The sequence below is a fragment of the Rhizobacter fulvus genome (genome assembly GCF_964020785.1).
The window spans coordinates 4,939,323-4,965,249 of the sequence record NZ_OZ224516.1; the positions used below are offsets into that span (position 1 = coordinate 4,939,323).

Here is a 25,927-nt window from a genome sequence, read left to right on the forward strand (position 1 = left end):
AGGCCTCCGGGAACGTTTGCTGCACTGCAGAACCTACAATTTTGGCACACGGGTTCTCCACGTCTGCGCCATGAAACTCCAAGCCGATCGCATCGAAGGTCAGAACGCCATCGCCCGCCACGGCCCGGGCGGCGTGCTGGTGAATGGCGTCGAGCACCGCCACAGCGTCGTGGTGCCGTGGTCGGGCGACGTGGTGCGCTGGCCGGTCGACGGGTTCGACGCGCTGACCGATCTGCATTTCGAGGCGCTGGCCGCGCTGGCGCCGGAACTGGTGATCTTCGGGAGCGGCTCGAGAATTCGATTTCCCAAGCCGGCACTGCTGAAGCCGCTGATCGGCCGCCGCATCGGCATCGAGACGATGGACACCGCCGCGGCGTGTCGCACCTACAACGTCCTGCTCGCCGAAGGCCGCTCGGTCGTGGCCGCGCTGCTGTTCGAGCTGCCAAGCGGCGCGGCTCCGGCGTGACTGGGGGGATCGGCGCGGCGTCCGCACCGCTTATAATCTGCGGCTACGCCTGCCCCGGCGCAACCAATCAGAATACTCCATGACGCCAGCCCTCAACAAACCCCTCCCGGAATTTGAAGCGCTCGCAACCGGCGGCATCAAGTTCACGCCCCAGGCGTACGCCGGCAAGATCGTCGTTCTGTATTTTTACCCCAAGGACAATACCCCTGGTTGCACCACCGAGGCGATGCAGTTCCGCGACCACCACAAGGAGTTCGTGAAGAACGGTGCGGTCGTGTTCGGGGTCTCGCGCGACAACATGGCCTCGCACGACAAGTTCAAGCAGAGCCTCGAACTGCCCTTCGAGCTGATCGCCGACACCGAAGAGAAGCTGTGCCACATGTTCGGCGTGGTCAAGAACAAGATCATGTACGGCAAGAAGGTCAAGGGCATCGAGCGCAGCACCTTCCTGATCGACGGCCATGGCGTGCTCAAGGGCGAGTGGCGCGGCCTCAAGGTGGCGGGCCATGTCGAGGAAGTGCTGAAGGAAGTCAAGGCGCTGAAGAAGGCCGGCTGAGGCGTCTCGCCCCCGGGAAAAGCCGGCCGCGCGCCGGCTTTTCCATGGGCGTTCGCGGCGCGGTACGGCAAGCGAACTTGTGCATAATGGTCCGCATGGCCGACAGTCTCGAACTGCGCAACCCCACCAAGCCGCACAGCCGACTGTGCGGCTTTTTTGTTTTCTGACAGCCACCCATCACCACCGATGCCACTGCCCAAGCCGCCTGCCCAACGAGCCTCCCTCCTCAGTGCCGCCGACTTCGACTCCCAGTCGGCCCCCCAACGCGGCAAACGCCCCCAAAAGACCCGCGCAGCAGTCGAGCCTCATGCCCCCGCCGTCGTCGAGCTGTACGACGCGGCCCCACCGACCGGCGCAGCGATCGCCAAGTCGGTGCCGGTCATTCCTGCCAAGCCGGTGGTCGCACCGCGCAAGCCGCAGCCCGAGACGCGGGCCCGCAAGCCGCGCGGCAACGGCCCGGCGACGCTGTTCGTGCTCGACACGAACGTGCTGATGCACGACCCGACGTCGCTGTTCCGCTTCGAGGAACACGACATCTACCTGCCGATGATCACGCTCGAGGAGCTGGACGGCCACAAGCGGGGCATGACCGAGGTCTCGCGCAACGCGCGCCAGGTCAGCCGCGAGCTCGACGCGCTGGCGGCGAGCATGCCGACGCGCGATTCGTCGGGCATGTCCGAAGGCCTGCCGTTGAACCGCACCGGGCACCGCGAGGCCGGCGGCAAGCTGTTCTTCCAGACCAATCTGATCAACGTCACGCTGCCTGCCGGGCTGCCCCAGGGCAAGGCCGACAACCAGATCCTGGGCGTCGTGCAGGCGCTGCGCGAGCAGCAGCCGGGCCGCGACGTGGTGCTGGTGTCCAAAGACATCAACATGCGCATCAAGGCGCGTGCCCTGGGCCTGCCGGCCGAGGATTACCTGAACGACATGACGCTGGAGGACGGCGACCTGCTGTACACCGGCGTTCTGCCGCTGCCGGCCGACTTCTGGGACAAGCACGGCAAGACGATGGAGAGCTGGCAGCAGGGCGGCCTGACCTACTACCGCATCAGCGGGCCGATGGTGCCGGTGCTGCTGATCAACCAGTTCGTCTACCTCGAGGCGCCGGGCGCCGCATCGCTCTACGCGAAGGTCACCGAGATCACCGGCAAGACCGCGGTGCTGCGCACGCTGAAGGAATACACCCACCAGAAGAACGCGGTCTGGGGCGTGACCGCACGCAACCGCGAACAGAACTTCGCGCTGAACCTGCTGATGGACCCGGACTGCGACTTCATCACCCTCACCGGCACCGCGGGCACCGGCAAGACGCTGATGACCCTGGCTGCCGGCCTCAGCCAGGTGATGGACGACCGCCGCTACACCGAGATCATCGTGACGCGCGTGACCGTGCCGGTCGGCGAGGACATCGGCTTCCTGCCGGGCACCGAGGAAGAGAAGATGAGCCCGTGGATGGGCGCGCTCGACGACAACCTCGAGGTGCTGTCCAAGACCGACGGCGGCGCCGGCGAATGGGGCCGCGCGGCCACCAACGACCTGGTCCGCTCGAAGATCAAGATCAAGTCGCTGAACTTCATGCGTGGCCGCACCTTCCTGAACAAGTTCGTGATCATCGACGAGGCGCAGAACCTGACGCCCAAGCAGATGAAGACGCTGATCACCCGCGCCGGCCCCGGCACGAAGATCGTCTGCCTCGGCAACCTGGCGCAGATCGACACGCCCTACCTGACCGAAGGCAGCTCGGGCCTGACCTTCGCAGTCGACCGCTTCAAGGGCTGGCCGCATTCGGGACACGTCACGCTGGCGCGTGGCGAGCGTTCGCGGCTGGCCGACTTCGCCTCCGAGGTGCTCTGATGCTCGCGAGCGCGCCGCATCCGGCCGCGGTGGCGGCCACGCTGGTCACCTGGCACCGCATGGTGGCCTCGGGCGACCTGGCCGACCTGCCGTCGCTGCTGCACGCCGATGCCACCTTCCGCTCGCCGATGGCGTTCAAGCCCTATGAGAGCGCGAAGGCGGTGAACCTGATCCTGACGACCGTGCTGGGCGTGTTCGAGGACTTCGCGTACCACCGCGAACTGGCGACCGACGACGGGCTGAACGCGGTGCTCGAGTTCAGTGCTCGCGTCGGCGACAAGCAGCTCAAGGGCATCGACCTGATCCGGTTCGACAGCGAGGGCAAGATCGTCGACTTCGAGGTGATGATCCGTCCGCTCAGCGGCCTGCAGGCTTTGGGCGAGCAGATGGGTCAGCGCATCGGCCCGCTGCTCGCGGCATTCAAGAATCCGTCGCCATGAGGTGCTTGGCCAGCGCGTGATAGGCCGGCAGTGTGGTCGGATCGATCCCCATGTTGCCGGCGATGTGGTGCGACGCGAAGCGCGCGATCACCATGCCGGCGATCGGATCGATGTAGACGCCCTGCCCGTGGATGCCGCGGGCGCAGTACGCACCGTGCTCATTGTGCGTGACCCACCACATGTTGCGGTAGCTGGCGCCCGGTAGCGTCACATAGCCCGCCTGCGCGAAATGCTGCGGATCGGCGCCGCGGCGGATGTCCTCGATCGCCGCGACCGGCACGACCTGGCGGCCATTCCAGAAACCGTCGTTGCGCAGCATCTGCCCGAACCGGGCCAGGTCGCGCAGGCAGCAGTTGAAGCCGCCGCCGGCGAATTCGGTGCCGGTGCTGTCGACCATCAGGTAGCCGTCCTGCTCGACGCCGAGCTGCGACCAGATCCGTTGCTGCAGCAGATCGCCGAGCGGCAGGCCGGTAATGCGCCGCAAGACCCAGCCGAGCACGTCGGTGTTGACGGTCTTGTACGAGAACGCGCGGCCGTGCGGCCCATCCTGCTTCAGCGTGCCGAGGAATTCGTAGAAGCTGCCCGGGCCGACCTGCTCCGGCACGCGCGGCAGGATGCCGCCGGCGCGGCCGTGCATCCAGATGCCGGCGTCCGGGTCGGTGTAGTCCTCGGAGTAGTGGATCGACGTCGTCATGTCGAGCACCTGGCGCAGCGTGGCGTTGCCCAGGCCACTGCCTTCGAGTTCGGGCACGTAAGCGGTCACGGGTGCCTGCGGATCGAGCCGCCCTTCCTCGATCAGCGACGCGGCGATCAACCCGAAGAACGACTTGGTCACCGACCACGCGATGTGCGGCCGTTGCGCATCGAGCGCGCCGAAGTAGCGCTCGTAGACGATGCGCCCGCGGTGCAGCACAACGATGCCGTCGGTGTAGTTCGCGTCGAGCGACTGCGCCCAGGTCATCGTGTCGCTGCGGCCGATCGGCGTGAACGTGACCGCGTCGAGATCGTCGCGGTCGGCGCGCGGCAGCAAGCAGACCGGCTCGGTGCCGCGCCAGACATTGGTCGTCGGCACGAGGCGGCGGATGTTCGACTGGGCCCAGCGCAGCTTCGGAAAGGTGTACATGCTGCCGTCGTCGAAGCGCACCTGCTTCTCCGGCGGCGGCGGCGAACCCTGCATCCAGCCCAGCACGTTCGGGTCGCTGGCGGCCGCGGTCAGCGGCTCGGTCGGGAGGATGGGCGTGCTCGCCGTGGTGTCGGTCATCGATCGGTCCGGTCAGGTGGGTGGGTCGACGAGCAGCTTGATCTGCTGCAACGCGCCCGGATCATCCATTGTCGTCAGATCGCCCGGGTCGCGCTTCTCGCAGACCGCCTGGATCGCGCGGCGCAGCATCTTGCCCGAGCGGGTCTTCGGCAGCAGCGTGACGAGGAAGACGCGCGCCGGCCGCGCCAAGGCCCCGAGTTGGCCGTCGACGGTCTTCATGATGTCGCCTTCGAGTTTCAGGCGGGCCGCCTCGTCGTCGAGACCGGTCGCGTCCTTGACGATCACGAAGGCCATCGCGACCTGGCCCTTCAGCGCGTCGGCGACGCCGACAACGGCGACTTCCGCCACGTTCGGGTGGCTGGAGATGCTTTCCTCGATCTCGCGCGTACCCAGACGGTGCCCGGCGACGTTGATCACGTCGTCGGTGCGGCCAAGAATGAAGAAGTAGCCGTCGGCGTCACGGATGCCCCAGTCGAAGGTGCTGTACAGCTGGCGGCCCGGGATGTCGCTCCAGTAGGTCTTGACGAAGCGCTCGTCGTCGCGCCACACCGTCTGCATGCAGCCCGGCGGCAACGGGCCGGCGATCGCGAGCACGCCCTTGCGGCCGGGCTCGGTGATCTCGGCGCCGGTCGATTCGTCGATCACCTTGACGTCGTAGCCGTACATCGCAAAACCGGGGCTGCCGAACTTGCTGGGCAGCGGCTCTATCCCGTTGGCGATCGTCAGGATCGGCCAGCCGGATTCGGTCTGCCAGTAGTTGTCGATGATCGGCTTGCGCAGCGCCTGCGAGATCCAGGTCGCCGTCGGTTCGTCGAGCGGCTCGCCGGCGAGGAACAGTGCGCGCAACGAGCTCAGGTCACGCGACGCCATCAGCGCCGGATCCTGCTTCTTCAGCACCCGGATCGCGGTGGGCGAGCTGAACATCACGTTGACTCGGTACTTCTCGACGAGCTGCCACCAGATGCCGGCATCGGGTCGGGTCGGCAGCCCCTCGTACAGGACGGTCGCCATGCCGGCGATCAGCGGCCCGTAGACGATGTAGCTGTGGCCGACGACCCAACCGATGTCGCTGGTGCAGAAGTAGGTCTCGCCCGGTGCGCCCTGGAAGATGTGCTTCATGCTCGCGGCCAGCGCGACCGCGTAGCCGCCGGTGTCGCGCTGCACGCCCTTGGGCTTGCCGGTCGTGCCGCTGGTGTAGAGCGTGTAGCTCGGCGCGGTCGCGTCCAGCCACACGCATGGCACCACCGTGTCGAGGTGCTGTTCGCGCAACGCGGCGTAATCGACATCCCGCCCGGCGACGCGCGCCATCGGCGCGAGGCCGCGGTCGACCAGCAGCACCTTCGCGGGCTGGTAAGTCGCCAGGCGGATCGCCTCGTCCAGCAGCGGCTTGTACGGGATGACCTTGCCGGAGCGGCTGCCGGCATCGGCGCTGACGATGACGGTCGGCTGCGCATCGTCGATCCGGCTCGCCAGGCTGCCGCTGGCGAAGCCGCCGAACACCACCGAGTGGATCGCGCCGATGCGCGCGCAGGCGAGCATCGCGAACGCGGCGGGCGCGACCATCGGCATGTAGATCAGCACGCGGTCGCCCTGCTTCACGCCCAGCGCGAGCAGGCAGGCAGCCATGCGCTGCACCTCGGCATGCAGTTCGCGATAGCTGTAGACGCGTTCCTCGTCGATCTCGGTCGAGACCGCGATCAGCGCGTTCTGTTCGGCGCGCTCGGCGAGGTGCCGGTCGATGGCGTTGTGACACAGGTTGGTCTGCCCACCGACGAACCACCTGGCGAACGGCGGCCGGCTGTAGTCGCACACCTGATCGAACGGGCGATGCCAGTCGATCAGTTGCGCCTGGTCAGTCCAGAAGCCGTCGCGGTCATCCAGAGAGCGGCGATGGAAGTCGGCGTAGCGGGTCATCGTTCGAGTGCCTTGCTGGTGCGGGACTCAGATCTTGACGACGATCCGCCCGCGCACCTTGCCTTGCATCAAGCCGTGCGCCTTGGCGATCGCCTGGTCGAGCGGCACGACCTCGGTGATCGCGGCGAGGCGGGCCGGGTCGAGGTCCGTCGCGAGCCGCGCCCACGCCTCGCGGCGCGCCCCGATCGGGGCCATCACGCTGTCGACGCCTGCCAGCGTGACGCCGCGCAGGATGAACGGCATCACCGTGCCGGGCAGGTCGAAGCCCTGCGCGAGCCCGCAGGCCGCGACCACGCCGCCGTAGCGCGTCTGCGCCAGCGCGTTGACCAGCGTGTGGCTGCCGACCGCGTCGACCACGGCACGCCAGCGCTCCTTCTGAAGGGGCTTGCCAGGCGCAGCCAGTTCGGCGCGATCGATCACCTCCGCGGCACCGAGCCCGCGCAGGTAGTCGGCCTCGCTCGCCTTGCCGGTGGCGGCGGTCACGCGGTGGCCGAGCCGGCTGAGCAAGGCAACCGCGACGCTGCCGACGCCGCCGGTGGCGCCCGTCACCAGCACGTCGCCGTCACCGGGCGCCAGCCCGCGCCGTTCGAGGGCGAGCACGCACAGCATCGCGGTGTAGCCCGCCGTGCCGATCGCCATCGCCTGCTCGGTCGAGAACGCGGTGGGTAGTGCGACCAGCCCGTCGCCCATCAGCCGCGCCCGCTCGCCCAGGCAACCCCAGCGCGTCTCGCCGACGCCCCAGCCGTTGTGGACGACCCGGTCGCCGGGCTTCCACGCCGGGTGACTGCTCTCGAGCACGACGCCCGCCCCGTCGATCCCCGCGACCATCGGCCACTGCCTGACGACCGGACTCTTGTTGGTGATGGCCAGCGCGTCCTTGTAGTTGAGCGTCGAATGCTCGACCTGGATCAGCACGTCGCCAGGCGGCAGTCCCGCCTCGTCGACCGACCGGAGCGACGCCTGGAACCCCGCATCCGACTTTTCGAGCAGCACAGCCTTGAACATGGTGACTCCCCCACAGAAGACGGCACGATAGCGCATGCAGCCGACACTTGCCGACAGCCGGTCCAGCGCGCGACGCCATCTCCGTTTCACATCACAAAACTCGCGCAAGTGCTTGTCTTACAAGACGTTTCTTCGGTTGACTACTCGGATTTGCGTCCGTATCCTGCGCGCAATGCTGAAAACCCGGCCCCGATTCGCGCGTCTTGCGCGACGCTCCCTTCTCTGCTTGGTCGTGGCCGGCTCGGTGAACGCCGCGTGGGCGGCCCCGGCGGACACGGCGCCGCAACCGCCAGCCGCTGCGGCATCAGCCACCGCCGCCGCCGATGCGGTCAGCCGCTTCCTCGCAGACAAGGGGTTGATCAACGCCTCGGCGATCGGCGTCAGCGGGCCCGGCCTGGTCAGCCAGGTGCGCGACAAGGCCGCGGACATGGTGCTCACGGCGATGAACTTTCTCGGCGTGCGCTACAAGCGCGGCGGCAACGATGCCGACGTCGGCTTCGACTGCAGCGGCTTCACCCGCCAGGTATTCGAATCCAGCCTCGGCCTGGTGCTGCCTCGCCGCGCCGACGAGCAGGCCAAGGCCGCTGGCCTCGTGACCGTCAAGAAGGACGAACTTCAGCCGGGCGATCTGGTGTTCTTCAACACGCTGCGCCGCACCTTCTCGCACGTCGGAATTTATGTCGGCGACGGCAAGTTCATCCATTCACCCAAGCCGGGCGGCGAGGTTCGGGTCGAGAGCATGAACTTCGCCTACTGGGCCAAGCGTTTCACCGGCGCCCGCCGCGCCGAGCCCCTCTCCGAGCCGGCGGCCACGGAACCGCGCCAGCGCTGAGCCGCCCCACCGGCCACACGGCCCGGGCGGCGCAGGCACAATCGCGGCATGACCGAGAGAAACGTCATCCCGCTCGCCGACCACCGCTACGCCGCGCGCGTTCCCCGCGTGCCGCTCGGTGCGCCGGAGCCGAACGGCCTGCTCGGCGACACGCTCGGGCGCCCGTTACGCGACCTGCGCATCTCGGTGACCGACCGCTGCAACTTCCGCTGCAGCTACTGCATGCCGAAGGAGGTGTTCGACAAGCAGTACGCCTTCCTGCCGCACTCGTCGCTGCTGAGCTTCGAGGAGATCACCCGCACGGCACGGTTGTTCGTCGCGCACGGCGTGCGCAAGATCAGACTGACCGGCGGCGAACCGCTGTTGCGCAAGAACCTCGAGGTGCTGGTCGGCATGCTGGCCGCGCTGCGCACGCCCGACGGTGCGCCGCTCGACCTGACGCTGACGACCAACGGCTCGGTGCTGGCGCGCAAGGCGCAGGCACTGAAGGACGCCGGGTTGCAGCGCGTCACCGTCAGCCTCGATGCGCTCGACGATGCGATCTTCCGCCGCATGAACGACGCCGACTTCCCGGTCCACGAGGTGCTCGAGGGCCTGGAAGCCGCGCAGCGGGTCGGGCTCGGCCCGATCAAGGTCAACATGGTCGTCAAGCGCGGCACCAACGACGACCAGATCCTGCCGATGGCGCGCCATTTCAAAGGCACTGGCGTCGTGCTCAGGTTCATCGAGTACATGGATGTCGGCGCGACCAACGGCTGGCGCATGGACGAGGTGCTGCCATCGGCCCAGGTCGTCGAACGCATCCATGCGGAGCTGCCGCTGGAGGCGGCGCAGGCCACCGTGCTCGGCGAGACGGCCGAGCGCTGGCGCTACGCGGACGGTGGCGGCGAGATCGGCGTGATCTCGAGCGTCACGCAGGCGTTCTGTGCCGATTGCAACCGGGCCAGGCTGTCGACCGAAGGCAAGCTGTTCCTGTGCCTGTTCGCCAGCCAGGGCCACGACCTGCGCGCGCTGCTGCGTGGCGATTACACCGACGCGCAGATCGCTGCCGCGATCGGGTTGATCTGGCAGCAGCGCGACGACCGCTACTCCGAACTGCGCAGCGCGGGCGGCGCGCCGACCGGCGACGGCGGCGAGCGCCGCGTCGAGATGCACTACATCGGCGGCTGACCGGTGCGGCGATGACCGGCGAGCCGATCACGATCCGCCCGCTGCTGGTCGACGAACTGGGCGCCTACAAGGCCCTGCGCGACACGATACTGGCCGAGCATCCGAGCGCGTTCACCTCGGACGCGGCCGAGTCGGTCGGGCGCGCGGCCGACAGCTACCGCGACCGCCTCGGGCTCGATCGACCTCGCGGCGGTCACTTCACCCTCGGCGCCTGGGACGGCGACACGCTGGTCGGCGCGATCAGCTGCGAGCGCGAGAACCGCATCAAGGTCCGCCACGTGGGGCACCTGATCGGCATGATGGTGCGCAGCGATGCCCAGGGGCGTGGCGTCGGCCGCGCGTTGCTGAACGAGTGCCTCGCGGCGGCGCGGCGCGCCGGCGGTCTGGAGATGCTGACGCTGACCGTCACCGCGGGCAACGCCCCGGCGATCGCGCTGTACGAAAGCGTCGGCTTCGAGCGCTGCGGCAGCCTGCCGCGCGCGATCCGCGTCGGGGACACCTACTACACCAAGGACCAGATGGTGCTGGTGCTGTAGGTGCCGGGCCGCGCCGGCCTCAGCGCGTGGCGAGCCGGCGCCAGGTCTCGACGACCGAGTCGGGGTTCAGCGAGATCGATGCGATGCCTTCGTCGGTCAGCCAGTCGGCGAAGTCCGGGTGATCGCTGGGCCCCTGGCCGCAGATGCCGACGTACTTGCCGGCCGCCCGGCAGGCCGCGATCGCCTTCGAGATCAGCGCCTTGACGGCCGGATCGCGCTCGTCGAAGTCCTTCGCGAGCAGTTCCATGCCCGAATCGCGGTCCAGCCCGAGCGTCAGCTGGGTCAGGTCGTTCGAGCCGATCGACATGCCGTCGAAGTGCTCGAGGAAGCGCTCGGCCAGGATCGCGTTGCTCGGGATCTCGCACATCATGATCACGCGGAGGCCATCGGTGCCGCCTTGCGACGCACGCTTCAGCCCGCGCGCGGCGAGCATGCCCACCACGGCTTCCGCCTGCGCCAGCGTGCGCACGAACGGCACCATGATCTCGACATTGGTCAGCCCCATCTCGACGCGCACGCGCTTCAGCGCCTCGCATTCCATCGCGAAGGCCTCGCCGAACGCCTCGCTGACGTAGCGCGACGCGCCGCGGAAGCCGAGCATCGGGTTCTCCTCCTCCGGCTCGTAGCGCGAGCCGCCGATCAGCTTGCGGTACTCGTTGCTCTTGAAGTCGGACAGGCGAACGATCACCGGCTTCGGCCAGAAGGCCGCGGCGATCGTCGCGACGCCTTCGGTCAGCTTGTCGACATAGAACGCGCGCGGCGACGCGTGGCCGCGGGCGACGCTCTCGACCGCCTTCTTCAGGTCGCTGTCGATGTTCGGGTAGTCGAGGATCGCCTTCGGGTGGACGCCGATGTTGTTGTTGATGATGAACTCGAGCCGCGCCAGGCCGACACCGCTGTTGGGCATCTGCGCGAAGTCGAACGCCAGCTGCGGGTTGCCGACGTTCATCATGATCTTGACCGGGCTCTCCGGCAGCGCGCCGCGCTGCACGTCGGTCACCTCGGTCTCGAGCAGGCCATCGTAGATGTAGCCGGTGTCGCCCTCCGAACAGGCCACGGTCACGAGGGCGCCTTCCTTCAGCGTCTCGGTCGCGTCACCGCAGCCGACGACCGCCGGGATGCCGAGTTCGCGCGCGATGATGGCCGCGTGGCAGGTGCGGCCGCCGCGGTTCGTGACGATCGCGCTGGCGCGCTTCATCACCGGCTCCCAGTTCGGGTCGGTCATGTCGGTCACGAGCACGTCACCGGCCTGGACCTGGTCCATGTCGGCGATGCTGTGGACGATGCGCACCGGGCCGGTGCCGATCTTTTGGCCGATCGCGCGGCCCTCGGCGAGCACCGTGCCGGTGCTCTTGAGCTTGAACCGCTGCTCGACCTTGTCGCCCTGCTGGCTCTTCACGGTCTCGGGCCGCGCCTGCAGGATGTAGAGCTTGCCGTCGGCGCCATCCTTGCCCCATTCGATGTCCATTGCCCGGCCATAGTGCTGCTCGATGGTCAGCGCATAACTAGCCAGTTCAGACACGTCTTCGTCGGTGAGCGAATAGCGGTTGCGGTGCTCGTGCAGGGTGTCGACGGTCTTGACCAGGTGCCCGCTCTTCGCCTTCTCTTCAGGCGTCGCAAACTCCATCTTGATCAGCTTGGAGCCGAGGTTGCGGCGGATGATCGCGCGCTTGCCGGCGCGCAGCGCGGGCTTGTGGACGTAGAACTCGTCGGGGTTCACGGCGCCCTGCACGACCGTCTCGCCCAGGCCGTAGCTCGAGGTGATGAACACGACGTCGCTGAAGCCGCTCTCGGTGTCGATCGTGAACATCACGCCGGCTGCGCCGAGGTCGGAGCGCACCATGCGCTGCACGCCGGCCGACAGGGCGACGTCGCTGTGCGCGAAGCCCTTGTGGACGCGGTAGCTGATCGCGCGGTCGTTGTAGAGGCTGGCGAACACCTCCTTCATCTTCGCGAGCACCGCGTCGATGCCCACGACGTTCAGGAAGGTCTCCTGCTGGCCCGCGAACGACGCGTCCGGCAGGTCCTCGGCGGTCGCCGACGAGCGCACCGCGAACGACGCGTCCGGGTTGCCCGCGGTGAGCCGTGCGAACGCCTCGGTGATCGCGGCATCGAGCTCCGGCGGGAACGGCGTCGACTCGATCCAGTGCCGGATCTCGGCGCCGGCTTCGGCCAGCGCGCGCACGTCGTCGGTGTTCAGCGAGGCGAGGCGGTTCTCGATCCGCTTCGCGAGGCCGTCGTGCTGCAGGAACTGCCGGAAGGCATGCGCCGTGGTCGCGAAGCCGCCGGGGACGCGCACGCCGGAGGCGGCCAGTTGGCTGATCATTTCGCCGAGCGAGGCGTTCTTGCCGCCGACCGACTCGACGTCGGTCATTCTCAGTTGTTCAAACGGGGCGACCAGGGCGGTCGCCAGGGGGTTGCTTGACATGGGAAGACTCCGGGAGGTTGAAAGATTCGGTCACCACGTCGAGCCTGCGGCGCAAGATCGGCCAGGCGCGCGCTCGCGAACCCATCGACGGGTCGGGCGCAGCAGGCGTGGCGGTTCATGGGCGGCAGGGGCGGAAAGGTTTCGGCCGAGTTTACCGGCGAACTGCCTATCATCGTATGCATTCGCAACCCCGCCTCGCAGCCTGCGCACCATGGCCCATCGCACCGTGTTTTTCGTCTCGGACGGCACCGGCATCACTGCCGAGACCTTCGGCAATTCGATCATGTCGCAGTTCGCGATCAAATCCCGCCATGTGCGCCGCCCGTTCATCGACACGCCGGACAAGGCGCACCAGGTGCTGCGCGAGATCAACCACACCGCCGATGCCGAGGGCCGCAAGCCGATCGTCTTCATCACGCTGGTCAATCCCGAAATCCTAGCGATCCTGAAGGGCAGCCATGTCGGCGCCGAACAGAAGGGCCTGGTGCTCGACATGTTCAACACCTTCATCGAACCGCTGGAGGCCGAGTTCGGCATGACCTCCAACCACCGCGTCGGCCGCTTCGCCGATGTCTCGAAGAGCCAGGAATACACCGACCGGATCGAGGCGATCAATTTCTCGCTCGCGCACGACGACGGTCAGTCGTCGAAGAACCTCGCCAGCGCCGACGTGATCCTGGTCGGCGTCAGCCGCAGCGGCAAGACGCCGACTTCGCTGTACCTGGCGATGCAGCATGGCATCAAGGCCGCGAACTACCCGCTGATCCCGGAGGACTTCGACCGCGGGGCGATCCCGTCCAATCTGGCGCCGTTCAAGAAGAAGTGCTTCGGCCTGACGATCGATCCGGAACGGCTGAGCCACATCCGCAACGAACGCCGCCCGAACAGCAAGTACGCGGCGATCGAGAACTGCCGCTTCGAGGTCAAGGAGGCCGAGACGATGATGCGGCGCGAGGGCATCGCGTGGCTGTCGTCGACCCACAAGTCGATCGAGGAGATCGCGACGACGATCCTGCGCGACCTGCGGCCGGACCGCCTGATGTACTAGCCTGCGCGAGCGCGCTGGCGCGCCGATTCATACAGGCACACCGCAGCCGCGGCGGCGACATTCAGCGACTCCTCGCCGCCCGGCTGCGGGATGCGCAGCGCGTCGCTGCAGCGCTGCATCAATGGGGCGGACACGCCCTGCCCTTCATGGCCCATCACCCAGGCGCAGGGCCAGGGCAACGCCACCTCGTTCAAGGTGCGTTCGGCATGCGAACTGGTGGCCAGCAGCGGCACGCGCAGCGCCGCGAGTGCCTCGTCGCCGGCCACTTCGACCAGCCGCAGCGCGAAGTGCGCGCCCATTCCTGCACGCAGCACCTTGGGCGACCACAGCGCCGCGGTGCCCTTGATCGCGATGACCTGCGTGAATCCGAACGCCGACGCGCTGCGAAGGATGTTGCCCACGTTGCCGGCGTCCTGCAGCCCATCGAGCACGACGCTGGATACGTGCGGCTCGACCTCGCGCGGACCCGCCCAGGGCAGCGCAAACGCCAGCGGCGGCGGCGATTCGAGCGTGCTCAGCCCGGCCATCAGCGCCGCCGGAATCACCGCGACGGCCGCCGCCGTGCCGGCCAGCGAGCGCAGCGACGGCGTCTGCCAGCCCTCTTCGGTGATGACCGCCTGCGCCGCCCGGCCGCCACGCTGCACGAGGGCCGAGCACAGGTGTTCGCCCTCGATCCAGACTTCGCCGAGCTTGCGGTACGCCGCCGGGTCGGCCGCGAGCTTGCGCAGCCGCACCAGCAGCGGGTTGTCGCGCGAGGCCACGGCGCGAACGACAGCGCGGACGACCGGCCCGCTCATCCGAGGACCACGCGTACCGCCTCACGCACCGGTGCGAAGCTGCGGCGGTGCTGCGGGCAGGCGCCATGCTCCTTCAGTGCAGCCAGGTGTGCGGGAGTCGCGTATCCCTTGTGCTCGCCGAAACCGTACTGCGGGTGCTGCAGATGCAGTTCCTGGCACAGGCGATCGCGGTGCACCTTCGCGAGGATGGACGCAGCCGAGATCGCCTTCACCTTCGCGTCGCCACCGATGATCGCCTCGGCCGCGATGCGCAGTGTCGGCAGCCGGTTGCCGTCGACCAGCACCTTGTTCGGCCGCAGCCGCAGGCCCTCCACCGCGCGCCGCATCGCCAGCATCGTCGCCTGCAGGATGTTGAGTTCGTCGATCTCCTCGACGCTGGCCTGCGCGATGCAGAAGCACAGCGCCTTGGCGTGGATCTCCATGTACAGCCGCTCGCGCGTCGGCGCGCTCAGCAGCTTGGAATCGTTCAGGCCGCGGATCGGCTTGAGCTCGTCGAGGATCACCGCGGCCGCGACCACCGGCCCGGCCAGCGGGCCGCGGCCGGCCTCGTCGACGCCCGCCATCAGACCGGGCGCGTCGAACACGAGGCCGAGCTGCTCAGCCCGCAAGAACCGTTTCGATCGCATCGGTGGCTTTCCGGCCGGTGTCGCAGCGCAGCTCGCGGTGCATCGCCTCGAAGCGGGCGTACAGCGCCGCGCAGCGCGCGGGATCGTCGAGCCAGGCCAGGGTCGCGTGCGCGAGGCGCTCGGGCGTGGCGTCGCCCTGCAGGAACTCGGGCACCGCGAAGTCCTGAAGCAGGATGTTGGGCAGGCCGACCCACGGCTGGTAGCTCATGCGCTTCATCATCTGCCAGTTCAGCGCGTGCATCACGTAGGTGATCACCATCGGCCGCTTGAACAGCGCGGCCTCGAGCGTCGCGGTGCCGCTGGCAATCAGCGTCACGTCGCAGGCGGCGAGCGCGTCGTGCGAGTGGCCGTCCAGCAGATCGATCTGCACGTCTGCGGCGAACTGGCGGCGCAACGGCTCCACCACATGGCGCAGGCCCGGAACGACAGGCAGCACGAAGCGCAGGCCCGGACGTTGCCGGTGCATCTCGGCGGCGGCCTGCAACAGGCGTGGCGCGATGTACTGGACCTCGGCACGGCGGCTGCCGGGCAGCAGCGCGACGACCACCTCGTCCGCGCCGATGCCGAGCGCGGCACGCGCCGACGCGCGCGGCACCTCGAACGGGATCACGTCGGCCAGCGGATGTCCGACATACGCCGCCGGGACGCCCTGCTTGGCATAGATGGCTGGCTCGAACGGGAACAGGCACAGCACCAGGTCGGTCGCCTTGCGGATCTTGTCGATGCGCTTGCCGCGCCAGGCCCAGATCGACGGGCTGACGAAGTGGATCGCCTTCATGCCGCCGGCCTTCAGCCTGGCCTCGAGATCGAGGTTGAAGTCGGGCGCGTCGATGCCGACGAAAACGTCGGCGCGTTCGGCTGGCCCGGCCTTCAGCAGCCGCTCGGTCAGCTGGTTGCGGATGCCCGAGATCTCGCGGTAGTGGCTCAGCACCTCGACATAGCCGCTGACGGAGAGCTTGTCGTGCGGCCACCAGGCCTCGAAGCCCTGCGCCACCATCTTAGGGCCGCCGATACCGCCCGCCTGAAGCGCCGGCCAGCGCGCCCTCAGACCGGCCAGCAACAGGCCGCCGAGCAGATCGCCCGACGCTTCGCCCGCCACCATCGCGAAGCGAGGGGCTTGAGGTTCCATCGACGACATGCCTAGCGCGCGATGCCGCGGGTGACCTGGGCGAGAAACTCGCTCATCACCGCGATGTCGGCGGCGGCCTCGGGCCGCTCGGCGCCCAGGGCAGTGATCGCCTGGCGCGCCACCTCGAAGTTCAGGCCGTCGCGGTACAACAGGCGGTGCATCTGCTTGACGGCCGCAAGGCGCTCGGGACCGAAGCCACGCCGACGCAGCCCCTCGACGTTGAAGCCGCGCACCGCCAGCGGGTTGCCGTCGACCATCATGTAGGGCGGCACGTCCTGCGTGACCGCGCTGGCAAAGCCGGCCATCGCATGCGCACCGACCTTGACGAACTGGTGGATGCCGGTCAGCCCGCCTATGGTGACCCAGTCGCCGAGCTGCACGTGTCCACCGAGCGTCGTGTTGTTGGCCAGCGTGGTGTGGTTGCCGACCTCGCAATCGTGCGCGATGTGCGTGTAGGCCATGATCCAGTTGTCGCTGCCGACGCGCGTGATGCCTCCGGCTTGCGGCACCCCGAGGTTGAAGGTGCAGAACTCGCGGATCAGGTTGCGGTCCCCGATCACGAGCTCGGTGTCTTCGCCCGCGTACTTCTTGTCCTGCGGCACCGCGCCAATGGAGTTGAACTGGAAGATGCGGTTGTCGCGCCCGATCGTCGTGCGGCCCTCGATCACGCAGTGCGGGCCGATCGTCGTACCGGCGCCGATGCGCACCTGCGCGCGCACGATGCTGAAGGCACCCACGCTGACGCCCTCATCCAGCTGCGCGCCGGGCTCGACGATCGCGGTGGGATGGATCGTCGTCATCGGTTCAGTCGATCCGGCGCATCGTGCACATCAGGTCGGCGGACACGGCCACGGTATCGCCGACCTTCGCGAATGCGCTGAACTTGACGATGCCGGCACGGCTGCGATCCAGCGACGCATGCAGCATCAGCTGGTCGCCGGGCTCGACCGGGCGCTTGAAGCGCGCGTTGTCGATGCCGACGAAATAGAAGACGGTCTTGTCGTCGGGCATCACGCCGACGTCGTCGAACGCCAGGATCGCCGCCGCCTGCGCGAGCGCCTCCAGCATCATCACGCCCGGCATCACGGGCCGGTTCGGGAAGTGACCGGTGAAGAACGGCTCGTTCATCGTGACGTTCTTGACGGCGAGGATGCGCTTGCCCTTGTCGAGCTCGAGCACGCGGTCGACCAGCAGGAAGGGGTAGCGGTGCGGCAACCGCTTCAGGATTTCGTGGATGTCCATGGTCATGGTGTGCCCGTCGTCTCGTTCTTCTCGGCAGCCGCTTTTTCGAGGAGCCGCACCCGCTCGCGCAGGCGGTGCAGGTTGCGCAGGGTCGCGGCGTTCTTCTCCCAGGCCGCATTGTCGTCGATGGGAAACACGCCGGTGTAGTGACCCGCCTTCTTGATCGAGTGACTGACGAGCGTGCCGCCGGAGATGAACACGTGGTCGGCGATCTCGAGGTGGCCCGCGATCATCGCGGCACCGCCCATCATCACGTGCTTGCCGATCACCGCGCTGCCCGCCACGCCGACGCAGCCGGCCAGCGCGGAATGGTCGCCGATGCGCACGTTGTGGCCGATCTGGATCAGGTTGTCGAGCTTGACGCCGTTGCCGATCACCGTGTCGCCGAGCGCGCCGCGATCGATGCAGGTGTTGGCGCCGATGTCGACGTCGTCGCCGATCTGCACCGCGCCGAGCTGCTCGATCTTTTCCCACCGCCCCTCGGTCGGCGCGAAGCCGAAACCGTCCGCGCCGATCACCACGCCGCTGTGCAGCACGCCACGCGCGCCGATCCTGCAGCGTTCGTTGAAGGTCACGCGCGCGGCGAAGCGGCAGTCGTCCCCGATCCGCGTGTCGCGCCCGATGAAACCGTGCGCGCCGATCAACGTGCGCTCGCCGACGATCGCGCCCGCCTCGACCACAGTCAGCGCGCCGATGGTGGCGCTGGGCGCGATCTTCGCGCTCGGGTCGACGATGGCGCTCGGGTGCACGCCCGCAGCCGCCGGCACGCGCGTGCACTTCGCCCACCATTGGGTGAGCTTCGCGAAGTACAGGTAAGGATCGGGCGTGACGATCGCCGCGCCACGCAAGGCCGCAGCGTCGCGCTGCGCCGGCCCGACGATGACGCAGCCGGCGCGGCTGTTGGCCAGTTGCGGCGCGAGCCGCGGATTCGACAGGAAGGTGATGGTGTCCGGCGTCGCGCCGTCGAACGGGCCGATCCGCGTGATGCGGACCGCCCCTGCGTCGCCGGTCAGTTCGCCGCCGAGGGCGGCGACGAGGTCAGGCAGCCCGACATCGACCACACCGGGTCACTTCTGCGCGTTGAGGGCCTTGATCACCTTGTCGGTGATGTCGACGCGCGGGCCGGCGAAGATCACCTGTTCGCCCTGCAGGATCAGGTCGTACTTCTCGGTCTCGTAGATCGTCTTGACGACCTTGTTCGCGCGCTCGACGACCGAGGCCAGTTCTTCGTTGCGGCGCTGGTTCAGGTCTTCCTGGAATTCGCGGCGCTTGCGCTGCAGCTCGCGGTCCTGATCGACCAGCTCGCGCTGGCGGCGATTGCGCTCGGCTTCGCTGAGCGTGGGCGCGTCCTTGTCGAGCTTGTCGGCCGCCGTCTTCAGGCGATTGGCCGCGTCCTCGCCTTCCTTCTGCCGCTTCGAGAATTCATTCTCGAGGCGGCTCTGCGCGGCCTTGGCCAGCGTGGCCTCGCGCAACACGCGATCGCTGTTGACGAAGCCGATCTTCACTTCCTGCGCTTGTGCGCTGCCGATGGCCGCCAGCGACAACGCTGCAACCGCAACGAGCTTCATGGCACCGACCTTGAGAGAAGAGCTTTTCATTAGAACGCTGTCCCGATCTGGAATTGGAGTCGCTGGATTCTATCTTCTGGCTTCTTGCGGATCGGCGTGCCGTAGCTGATCTTCAGCGGGCCCACGGGCGACACCCAGGTCAGCCCGAGGCCGGCCGAGGCGCGAATGCTGTCGGCCGTGACCTTGTCGTTCTCGCCCCAGACATTGCCGGCGTCGAAGTAGGTGAACCAGCGCAGCGTGCGGTCGTTGCCGGTGCCGGGGATCGGCAGGTACAGCTCGGCATTCATGTTGAAGCGGCGGTTGCCGCCGATGTACGCGCCGGTCACGTCGACCGGGCCGAGCGAGTTCTGGTCGAAGCCGCGCACGCTGCCCAGGCCGCCGCCATAGAAGTTCTTGAAGATCGGGTACGGGTGGCCACCCAGGCCCTTGCCCCAGGACAGGTCGGCGTTGAAGCCGAACGTGAATCGCTTCGACAGCGGGATGTACTGCTGGAACTTCGCGTTCGTGCGCAGGTACTTGGCCTCGCCGGTGATGCCCCAGTCGAAGTTCAGGCTGGTCAGGCGGCCGGCGGTCGGCACCAGTGCGCTGTCGCGGCTGTCGCGCGACCAGCCGATGGTCAGCGGAACCGAGTTGCTGGTCGGACCGAATTCGGTCACGTAGTTGCGGTAGTTGACCGGCAGGTTCGTTCCCTTGATCTCGGTGCGCTCGAAGCCGATCCCGAAGAACACGGTGTCGTACTCGCTGAACGGCACGCCGAAGCGGATCGACGCCCCCGGCGTGACCAGCTTGTACTCCTCGCCCTGGCTGTTGATCGGGCGCTGGGTGCGGTAGAACACATCGATGTAGCGCGAGATGCCGTCGACCGTGAAGTACGGGTCGATCGTGCTGACCACCAACGTGCGGCTGTACTTGCTGGTGTTCAGTTCGAGGCCGAGGTAGTTGCCCGAGCCGAACACGTTCTCCTGCTTGATCGAGCCCGACAGCGAGAGCTTGTCGGCCGACGAGAAGCCAGCGCCGATCTGCAGGTTGCCGGTCGCCTTCTCCTTGATCGTGATCACCAGGTCGACCTGGTCGGCGGAGCCGGGCACCTCGTTGGTGTCGATGTTGACCTCGCTGAAGTAGCCGAGGCGGTCGACGCGGTCGCGCGAGAGCTTGATCTTGCGGCCGTCGTACCAGCTCGACTCGAACTGGCGGAACTCGCGGCGCACGACTTCGTCACGCGTCTTGGTGTTGCCGGCGACGTTGATGCGCCGCACGTAGACGCGGCGCGCCGGGTCGGCGGTGATCGCGAGCGCCACGGTGCCGTTGACCCGGTCGATCTCGGGGCGCGCCTCGACCTTGGCGAACGCGTAGCCGAAGGTGCCGAAGCGGTCGCTCATCGCGCGGGTGGTCTGCGTGACGGTCTCGGCGCGGTACGGTTCGCCCGGCTTGATCTGCACCAGCGTCTTGAAGTCGTCTTCCTTGCCGAGGTAGTCGCCCTCGAGCTTGACGCTGCTGACGGTGTAGGGCTGGCCTTCCTTGACGTTGATCGTGACCGTGATGTCCTGCTTGTCGGGCGAGATCGCGACCTGGGTCGACTCGACATTGAACTCGAGGTAGCCCCGGTTCAGGTAGTAGGCCCGCAGGGTTTCAAGGTCGGCATCGAGCTTGGCGCGGGAGTACCGGTCGGCCTTGGTGTAGAAATTCAGCCAGCTGCCGGCATTCAGGTCGAACAGGCCGGTCAGCGTGCTCTCGGAGAAGGCCTTGTTGCCGTTGATCCGGATCTCGCTGATCTTCGCAGCCGAGCCTTCGGTGATCGTGAAGCTCAGGTTGACGCGGTTGCGCTCCTGCGGCGTCACGGTGGTGACGACCTCCGCGCCGTACAGGCTGCGGGTGAGGTACTGGCGCTTGAGCTCCTGCTCGGCGCGGTCGGCCAGCGCGCGGTCGAACGGCTGGCCGTCGCTGATGCCGAAGTCGCGCAGCGACTTGACGAGCTGGTCCTTGTCGAATTCCTTCAGGCCGACGAAGTCGATGTTGGCGATGACCGGACGCTCTTCGACGATCACGACGACGACATTGCCGTCGATGTCGATCCGCACATCCTTGTAAAGACCGGTCGCGAACAGCGCGCGCAGTGCGGCAGCGCCCTTCTCGTCGCTGTAGGTCTCGCCGATGCGGAATGGCAGCGATGCGAACACCGTGCCCGCATCGCTGCGCTGCAAGCCCTCGACACGGATGTCCTTCACCGGGAACGGTTCGACCGCCCATGCCAAACCGGCCTGCAGGGCAGCGGCCAGCGCGAGACAGATGAGGGACGGGCGAAACGGGGTCGAGCGGGAGGAGGAGCGCATGCGGTCGGTCATTGCAGGCCCAGGAGGCGGGCCACGTCGTTGTAGAGAGCCAGGGACATCATCATGAGCATGATGGCCACCCCTCCACGCTGCAGCCGGTCAAGCCACAACTCGGAGACCGGCTTGCCCGTCACACCCTCGAAAAGATAATACATCAGGTGTCCTCCATCGAGGACCGGCAGCGGCAGCAGGTTCAGCACGCCGAGCCCCACGCTGACGACGGCGAGGAAGCCGAGGTAGTACGGCAGGCCCAGGCGCACCGACTGGCCGGCGTAATCGGCGATCGTCAGCGGCCCGCTGAGGTTCTTCAGCGAGGCCTGGCCGATCACCATCTTGCCGAGCATCTTCACGGTCATCACCGACATCTGCCAGGTCTGCGACGCGCCCTGGGCGATGCCCTCGAACACGCCGTAGCGCACCGTGACGGTCTCAAACGGCTGGCCCGGCACGAGCTCGATCCGGCCGACCGTCTTGCCGTTGTCGGCCACGACGCTCGGCGTGACCGCCAGTTCGACGGTGCGGCCGGCGCGGTCGACCTTCCAGTGCATCGGCCGTGCCGTCCCGTCGCGGCCACTGGCCATGATGATCGAACGCAGCGAGCCGCCATCGATCACCGGCGCATCGTCGATGCTGAGCACGCGGTCGCCGGCCATCAAGCCCGCCTTGTCGGCCGGGCCGCCGGCGACTACTTTGCCCAGCACCGGCTCGCTGAACGCTGCCCCGAGGCCGATGCGCTGCATCGTCTTGGCATCGACATCCTGGGTGTTGATCGAATCCAGCGGCAGCGCCACCGTGCGGCGGCCGTGCCCGGCGCGGTCGGTCACCATCAGCTGCAGCGGCTCGGCGCGCAGCGCGGCCTGCGTCACCGCCCAGCGCAGGTCGATCATCGAGCGCACGTCGTGCCATTCGAAGCCGTCGCGCGACGTCGCACGCGCCCAGTCGCCCGCGCGCAGACCCGCGCGATCGGCCAGGCTGCCGGCGACCGGCGCACCCATCACGGCCTTCGGCTCGTCGGTGCCGATCCAGTAGGACGCGGTGAACAGCAACACCGCCAACAGCAGGTTCGCGATGGGGCCGGCCGCGACGATCGCGGTCCGCTGCCAGAGCGGCTTGCGATTGAACGCAGCATCGAGCTGGTCGGGCGCGACCGGCGCCTCGCGCTCGTCGAGCATCTTCACGTAGCCGCCGAGCGGCAGCGCGCACAGCACGAACTCGGTGCTTTGCGGCGTGGCCTGGCGCCGCCACAGCACGCGACCGAACCCGACCGAGAAACGCAGCACCTTGACGCCGCACGCCACCGCGACCCGGTAGTGCCCGTACTCGTGGATCACGATCAGGATGCCGAGCGTGAGGATGAAACCGAAGACGTAGATCATGGCGCGAGGCCTTTCACGAACTGCGCCGCCTGGCGGCGCGCGCGATGGTCGATCTCGAGCAGCGCGTCGAGCGAATCGCTGCCGGAGGCGCGCAGGTCGATCGCATCGAGCGCCTGCGCGATGACGCTGTGAATCTGGTCGAAGCGGATGGTTCCGGCGAGGAAGGCCGCCACCGCCGTCTCGTTGGCCGCGTTCAGCACCGTGGTGCTCCCTTCGGGGCTGCGCAGCGTCTCCCACGCGAGTGCGAGGCCCGGGTAGCGCTGGAAGTCCGGCGCCTCGAAGGTCAGCGCCGACAGCGTCGTGAAGTCGAGCTGGCTCGCGCCCGATTCGATCCGCTCGGGAAACGACAGGCCGTACGCGATCGGCACGCGCATGTCCGGCGTGCCGAGTTGCGCCAGCACCGAGTTGTCGCGACACACGACCATAGAGTGCACGATCTGCTGGGGGTGGATCACGACCTTGATCTGCTCGGGCACCAGCTCGAACAGCCAGCGCGCCTCGATCACCTCCAGCGCCTTGTTCATCATCGTCGCCGAATCGACCGAGATCTTGCGGCCCATCGCGAAGTTGGGATGCGCGCAGGCCTCGTCCGGCGTGATGCTGGCCATCGTCGCCGGATCGCGGCGGCGGAACGGACCACCCGAGGACGTGAGCAGGATGTGGTCGATGCGGCTCGGCCAGCCCGTGCGGTCTTCCGGCAGGCATTGGAAGATCGCGGAATGCTCGCTGTCGATCGGCAACAGGCTGGCGCCACCTTCGTGTACCGCGCGCATGAACAGCGAGCCGCCGACGACCAGCGCCTCCTTGTTGGCCAGCAGCAGCCGCTTGCCGGCACGGGCCGCCGCCAGGCACGGTGCGAGACCGGCGGCGCCGACGATCGCGGCCATCACCGAATCGACCTCGGGGTGCGACGCCATGTCGCACAGCGCCTGCGCACCGGAGAGCACCTCGGTGCGGACCCCCTCCTTCTTCAAGCGCGTGCGCAGTTCAGCCGCGGTTGCTTCGTCCGGCAGCACGGCGAAGCGCGGACGCCACTTCACGCACTGCGCGAAGAGTTCGTCGACCCGGCTGTGCGCCGTCAGCGCGAACACCTCGAAGCGCCCCGGGTGGCGCGAGATCACGTCGAGCGTGTTCATGCCGACCGACCCGGTCGCGCCGAGCACACACACGCGTTGCAGTGCAGCCGTCATACGCTGACTAGCGCCATCGCTATCGGGAACACCGGCAGCAGCGCATCGACGCGGTCGAGCACGCCGCCGTGGCCGGGCAGCAGGTTGCTGCTGTCCTTGGCGCCGGCTGCGCGCTTGACCAGCGACTCGAACAGGTCACCGACCACGCTCATCGCCGCCAGGAACACGACGACGCCCACCACGCCGATCACGCCGAAACGGCTGAACAGGCGCGTGTACAGGCTGGCGGAATCCATCGCGAACGCGCTGTCGAGCCACAGCCAGAACGCCGCGAGCACCAGCGCGCCCAGCATGCCGCTCCAGACCCCGGCCCAGCTCTTGCCGGGACTGATGCCCGGCGCGAGCTTGCGCTTGCCGAAGGCCTTGCCGCCGAAGTACGCGGCGATGTCGGCCGCCCAGACGAGGCAGAACACCGACAGGATGAAGTTGACGCCCACCGTCTTGGCAGCGGCGAGTGCCAGCCACGCGGTCCAGAGCAACGCGAGGCCTATCGCGCAGCGCAGCGGCATCGGCACGTGCGGCCAGCCGGCAACGCCGCCACGCAGCACGAGTGTGCCGCCCAGCACCCAGACGAGCATGCCAACCCACCACACCGTCTGCGGCGGCGCCGCGCCCCAGCGGGCCCAGAGTGCCGCGGCACACAGGGCCGCAAGCAGCACGCCCATCGCGATCGAGGCGCTGCCGGCGCCGTTCAACCGGCCCCATTCCCAACCGGCCGCGGCGATCAGCACCAGCGACAGCACCGCGAACGGCCACGCCATCGGCGCGAACAACGCCGGCAACAGGATGGCGACGAGCACCAGCGCGGTGATGACCCGCTGCTTCAGCATGTCAGGTCTGGACCGCGACGCTGCGGGCGGTGTCCACGCCACCGAAGCGCCTGTCGCGCCGGGCATATTCGGCCAGTGCCGCATCGAGCTCGGCATCACCGAACTCGGGCCACAGGCAGTCGCTGAAGAACAGCTCGGAGTACGCCGCCTGCCAGAGCAGGAAGTTGCTGATGCGCACCTCGCCGCCCGTGCGGATGAACAGGTCGGGATCGGGGGCGTGGCTGAGCGCCATGTACTTGTTCAGCGCGGCTTCGTCGAGTTGCTCGGGCGGCACGCCGTCGGCGATCGCCTGGCGGCAAGCCTGAACGATGTCCCACCGGCCGCCATAGTTGAACGCGACGGACAGCGTGATTCGCGTGTTGTGCGCGGTGCTCGATTCGGCCTGTTCCCAGGCCTGACGCAGCTTGTCGGACACCTGCCCGCGATCGCCGATGATCTTGATCTTGACGCCCTTGTCGGCAAGCTTGCCCAGGTACTTGGCCACGGCCACCAGCACCAGGCCCATCAGGCCGGACACTTCCTCGGTCGGGCGCTTCCAGTTCTCGGACGAGAACGCGAACACGGTCACGTACTCCACGCCGCGGTCGGCGCAGCTCAGCACCGTGCGCACCAGGGCATCGACGCCGGCCTTGTGGCCGAAGAACCGCGGCATGAACCGCTTCTTGGCCCAACGGCCGTTGCCATCCATCACGATGGCGACATGACGCGGTATGGCGCCGCGCGAGTCGATTGCCGCAGGCAAGGCGCTCATGGAAATCAGACCGCCATGATCTCGGCTTCCTTGCCAGAAACCAGCCGGTCGATCTCGGCGATGGTGCGGTCGGTGAGCTTCTGGAGCTCGTCGAGCGAGCGGCGCTCGTCGTCCTCGCCGATCTCCTTGTCCTTCAGCAGCTTCTTGGCATGTTCGTTCGCGTCGCGACGCAGGTTGCGCACGGCAATCTTCGCGTCCTCGCCTTCGTTGCGCACGACCTTGGTCAGCTCGCGGCGGCGCTCTTCGGTGAGCGCGGGCATCGGCACGCGCAGCAAGTCGCCTTGCGTCGCCGGGTTCAGGCCCAGGTCGGACTCGCGAATCGCTTTCTCGATCTTCGCGCCCATGCCCTTTTCCCAGGGCTGCACGCTGATCGTGCGGGCGTCGAGCAGGCTCACGTTGGCGACCTGGCTGATCGGCACCATCGAGCCGTAGTAGTCGACCTGCACCTGGTCGAGGATGCCGGGGTGGGCGCGGCCGGTGCGGATCTTGTGCAACTCGCCCTTCAGCGCTTCGATGGACTTGGCCATCTTCGCCTCGGCGGTCTTCTTGATGTCGGCAATGCTCATGACAACGCTCTC

At 67.9% G+C, this 25,927-nt stretch carries 25 protein-coding genes; 8 read left to right on the forward strand and 17 right to left on the reverse strand.

The window, feature by feature from the left end; genetic code table 11:
- Window positions 1-70: 70 nt before the first annotated feature.
- The 4 genes from ACWH49_RS23440 to ACWH49_RS23455 all read left to right on the forward strand — a co-directional run bounded on the left by ACWH49_RS23440 (window position 71) and on the right by ACWH49_RS23455 (window position 3,316).
- Window positions 71-466 (forward strand): Mth938-like domain-containing protein, encoded by a 396-nt coding sequence (locus ACWH49_RS23440; RefSeq protein WP_056469825.1) that lies wholly within the window; start codon window positions 71-73, stop codon window positions 464-466.
- A gap of 79 nt (window positions 467-545) precedes the next feature.
- Entirely contained in the window at window positions 546-1,022 is a 477-nt protein-coding gene (locus ACWH49_RS23445; protein ID WP_056469829.1) for a peroxiredoxin, read from the forward strand.
- 186 nt (window positions 1,023-1,208) lie between these two features.
- Window positions 1,209-2,876: a PhoH family protein gene (locus tag ACWH49_RS23450; RefSeq protein ID WP_448173633.1), complete on the forward strand. Its 1,668-nt coding sequence runs from the start codon at window positions 1,209-1,211 to the stop codon at window positions 2,874-2,876.
- Window positions 2,876-3,316 (forward strand): nuclear transport factor 2 family protein, encoded by a 441-nt coding sequence (locus ACWH49_RS23455; protein ID WP_448173634.1) that lies wholly within the window; start codon window positions 2,876-2,878, stop codon window positions 3,314-3,316. Before ACWH49_RS23450 ends, ACWH49_RS23455 begins: the two co-directional genes overlap by 1 nt.
- Here ACWH49_RS23455 and ACWH49_RS23460 read toward each other — a convergent pair.
- From ACWH49_RS23460 to acuI, 3 genes are read right to left on the reverse strand one after another with little or no spacing between them, the layout of a single operon-like run.
- Entirely contained in the window at window positions 3,297-4,577 is a 1,281-nt protein-coding gene (locus tag ACWH49_RS23460; RefSeq protein ID WP_448173635.1) for a serine hydrolase domain-containing protein, read from the reverse strand. The genes ACWH49_RS23455 and ACWH49_RS23460 overlap by 20 nt on opposite strands.
- A 12-nt stretch (window positions 4,578-4,589) precedes the next feature.
- Window positions 4,590-6,491 (reverse strand): propionate--CoA ligase, encoded by a 1,902-nt coding sequence (locus ACWH49_RS23465; protein ID WP_448173636.1) that lies wholly within the window; start codon window positions 6,489-6,491, stop codon window positions 4,590-4,592.
- Window positions 6,492-6,518: 27 nt separating this feature from the next.
- A complete protein-coding gene (gene acuI, locus ACWH49_RS23470; RefSeq protein ID WP_448173637.1) occupies window positions 6,519-7,496 on the reverse strand; it encodes an acrylyl-CoA reductase (NADPH) in 978 nt (325 codons plus the stop codon).
- A 34-nt stretch (window positions 7,497-7,530) separates the two neighbouring features.
- Here acuI and ACWH49_RS23475 point away from each other — a divergent pair, with 34 nt between their 5' ends.
- The 3 genes from ACWH49_RS23475 to ACWH49_RS23485 are packed head-to-tail and all read left to right on the forward strand — an operon-like array spanning window position 7,531 to window position 10,034.
- Entirely contained in the window at window positions 7,531-8,328 is a 798-nt protein-coding gene (locus ACWH49_RS23475; RefSeq protein WP_448173638.1) for a C40 family peptidase, read from the forward strand.
- A 48-nt stretch (window positions 8,329-8,376) separates the two neighbouring features.
- Window positions 8,377-9,498, forward strand: a complete 1,122-nt coding sequence (moaA, locus tag ACWH49_RS23480) for a GTP 3',8-cyclase MoaA (protein WP_448173639.1) — start codon at window positions 8,377-8,379, stop codon at window positions 9,496-9,498.
- An 11-nt stretch (window positions 9,499-9,509) separates the two neighbouring features.
- Entirely contained in the window at window positions 9,510-10,034 is a 525-nt protein-coding gene (locus ACWH49_RS23485) for an N-acetyltransferase family protein (RefSeq protein ID WP_448173640.1), read from the forward strand.
- Between the two features lie 19 nt (window positions 10,035-10,053).
- Here the strand turns inward: ACWH49_RS23485 and ppsA are convergent, their stop codons facing one another.
- Window positions 10,054-12,462 carry a phosphoenolpyruvate synthase gene (gene ppsA / locus ACWH49_RS23490; protein ID WP_448173641.1) on the reverse strand — a complete coding sequence of 803 codons (2,409 nt, stop codon included), beginning with the start codon at window positions 12,460-12,462 and terminating at the stop codon, window positions 10,054-10,056.
- 211 nt (window positions 12,463-12,673) lie between these two features.
- Here ppsA and ppsR point away from each other — a divergent pair, with 211 nt between their 5' ends.
- On the forward strand, window positions 12,674-13,510 hold the full coding sequence (gene ppsR, locus ACWH49_RS23495; RefSeq protein ID WP_056469856.1) for a posphoenolpyruvate synthetase regulatory kinase/phosphorylase PpsR: 837 nt from the start codon (window positions 12,674-12,676) through the stop codon (window positions 13,508-13,510).
- Here ppsR and ACWH49_RS23500 read toward each other — a convergent pair.
- The 13 genes from ACWH49_RS23500 to frr are packed head-to-tail and all read right to left on the reverse strand — an operon-like array spanning window position 13,507 to window position 25,915.
- Window positions 13,507-14,307 (reverse strand): TrmH family RNA methyltransferase, encoded by an 801-nt coding sequence (locus ACWH49_RS23500; protein ID WP_448173642.1) that lies wholly within the window; start codon window positions 14,305-14,307, stop codon window positions 13,507-13,509. The genes ppsR and ACWH49_RS23500 overlap by 4 nt on opposite strands.
- Window positions 14,304-14,933 (reverse strand): ribonuclease HII, encoded by a 630-nt coding sequence (gene rnhB / locus ACWH49_RS23505; protein ID WP_448173643.1) that lies wholly within the window; start codon window positions 14,931-14,933, stop codon window positions 14,304-14,306. Before rnhB ends, ACWH49_RS23500 begins: the two co-directional genes overlap by 4 nt.
- Window positions 14,905-16,062, reverse strand: coding sequence for a lipid-A-disaccharide synthase (gene lpxB / locus ACWH49_RS23510; protein WP_448173644.1), 1,158 nt, complete (start codon window positions 16,060-16,062; stop codon window positions 14,905-14,907). The genes rnhB and lpxB overlap by 29 nt, the downstream gene beginning before the upstream one ends.
- A gap of 11 nt (window positions 16,063-16,073) precedes the next feature.
- Window positions 16,074-16,862, reverse strand: a complete 789-nt coding sequence (gene lpxA / locus ACWH49_RS23515) for an acyl-ACP--UDP-N-acetylglucosamine O-acyltransferase (RefSeq protein ID WP_448173645.1) — start codon at window positions 16,860-16,862, stop codon at window positions 16,074-16,076.
- Window positions 16,863-16,866: 4 nt separating this feature from the next.
- On the reverse strand, window positions 16,867-17,304 hold the full coding sequence (fabZ, locus tag ACWH49_RS23520; RefSeq protein WP_448173646.1) for a 3-hydroxyacyl-ACP dehydratase FabZ: 438 nt from the start codon (window positions 17,302-17,304) through the stop codon (window positions 16,867-16,869).
- A gap of 2 nt (window positions 17,305-17,306) precedes the next feature.
- A complete protein-coding gene (gene lpxD / locus ACWH49_RS23525; protein WP_448173647.1) occupies window positions 17,307-18,365 on the reverse strand; it encodes a UDP-3-O-(3-hydroxymyristoyl)glucosamine N-acyltransferase in 1,059 nt (352 codons plus the stop codon).
- Window positions 18,366-18,371: 6 nt separating this feature from the next.
- Window positions 18,372-18,872 carry an OmpH family outer membrane protein gene (locus ACWH49_RS23530; protein WP_448173648.1) on the reverse strand — a complete coding sequence of 167 codons (501 nt, stop codon included), beginning with the start codon at window positions 18,870-18,872 and terminating at the stop codon, window positions 18,372-18,374.
- A 29-nt stretch (window positions 18,873-18,901) separates the two neighbouring features.
- Window positions 18,902-21,202, reverse strand: a complete 2,301-nt coding sequence (bamA, locus tag ACWH49_RS23535) for an outer membrane protein assembly factor BamA (protein WP_448173649.1) — start codon at window positions 21,200-21,202, stop codon at window positions 18,902-18,904.
- A gap of 8 nt (window positions 21,203-21,210) precedes the next feature.
- Window positions 21,211-22,578 carry an RIP metalloprotease RseP gene (gene rseP / locus ACWH49_RS23540; RefSeq protein WP_448173650.1) on the reverse strand — a complete coding sequence of 456 codons (1,368 nt, stop codon included), beginning with the start codon at window positions 22,576-22,578 and terminating at the stop codon, window positions 21,211-21,213.
- Window positions 22,575-23,768, reverse strand: coding sequence for a 1-deoxy-D-xylulose-5-phosphate reductoisomerase (gene ispC, locus ACWH49_RS23545; RefSeq protein WP_448173651.1), 1,194 nt, complete (start codon window positions 23,766-23,768; stop codon window positions 22,575-22,577). Before ispC ends, rseP begins: the two co-directional genes overlap by 4 nt.
- Window positions 23,765-24,598: a phosphatidate cytidylyltransferase gene (locus tag ACWH49_RS23550; protein ID WP_448173652.1), complete on the reverse strand. Its 834-nt coding sequence runs from the start codon at window positions 24,596-24,598 to the stop codon at window positions 23,765-23,767. The genes ispC and ACWH49_RS23550 overlap by 4 nt, the downstream gene beginning before the upstream one ends.
- Before the next feature lies 1 nt (window position 24,599).
- Window positions 24,600-25,349 (reverse strand): polyprenyl diphosphate synthase, encoded by a 750-nt coding sequence (gene uppS / locus ACWH49_RS23555; protein WP_448173653.1) that lies wholly within the window; start codon window positions 25,347-25,349, stop codon window positions 24,600-24,602.
- Window positions 25,350-25,354: 5 nt separating this feature from the next.
- Window positions 25,355-25,915, reverse strand: a complete 561-nt coding sequence (gene frr / locus ACWH49_RS23560) for a ribosome recycling factor (RefSeq protein WP_448173654.1) — start codon at window positions 25,913-25,915, stop codon at window positions 25,355-25,357.
- Between the last annotated feature and the right edge of the window lie 12 nt (window positions 25,916-25,927).